The organism is Thiolapillus sp., from assembly GCF_048562965.1.
In the GTDB taxonomy this organism is placed as follows: Bacteria; Pseudomonadota; Gammaproteobacteria; order Chromatiales; family Chromatiaceae; genus Thiolapillus; species Thiolapillus brandeum_A.
This window is the reverse complement of sequence record NZ_JBHNMF010001481.1, coordinates 1-607: the sequence shown is the minus strand read 5'-3', so window position 1 is coordinate 607 and position 607 is coordinate 1. Positions and strand designations below refer to the sequence as shown.

At 62.4% G+C, this 607-nt stretch carries 1 protein-coding gene; it reads right to left on the bottom strand.

Features of this window, described 5'->3' with window-relative positions; all coding sequences use genetic code 11:
* On the bottom strand, positions 1 to 607 hold a 607-nt coding region (gene tnpC / locus ACOCD2_RS25030), incomplete at both ends, for an IS66 family transposase (RefSeq protein WP_419592008.1).

The window sequence follows — 607 nt, the reverse complement described above, 5'->3', positions numbered from 1 at the left end:
TGCTGGCTTCGACGAACTTGCGCCGCGCATGATCCCAGCAGCCAATGCGGGTCAGGCCGTTCTCCCGGCACACCCGGTTGTAGCCGGCATAGCCGTCGGTCTGGAGTGTTCCCCTGAAGCCGTCGAGCAGGCGCAGGGGCACCGCTTCGCTGCGCGAGGGGTCGTATTCGAACAGTACCGCCGGTCGGTCCGGTGGTCCGCCCCGGATCACCCACATCCATTTGTCCGACTGGGCCGATTTTCCGCTCTCCTTGAGTACCTGGAGTCGGGTCTCATCGGCTTGCAGGTAGTCACCGTCAAGCTGCTGTTCCCGCAGCAGGTTGATCAACGGCTTGAATACGTCATCCAGGCGGATGATCCAGTTGGCCATCGTCGTGCGGCTGATTTGACCGCCATGGCGCTTGAGAATACCTTCAAGGCGGTACAGCGGCAGGGCGTCGGCGTACTTGGCTACCAGGATCCAGGCCAGCAGCTGCACGCTGGCCAGGCATTTGCCCAGAGGATGGATCGGGCGGGCAGCCGCTTTGACTGTGCTTTCTCCCTCAGGCGTATCGAATACGGCTTTCTCCTGCCAGTATTCGATCACCCGGGCCTGCGCCGGAACGAT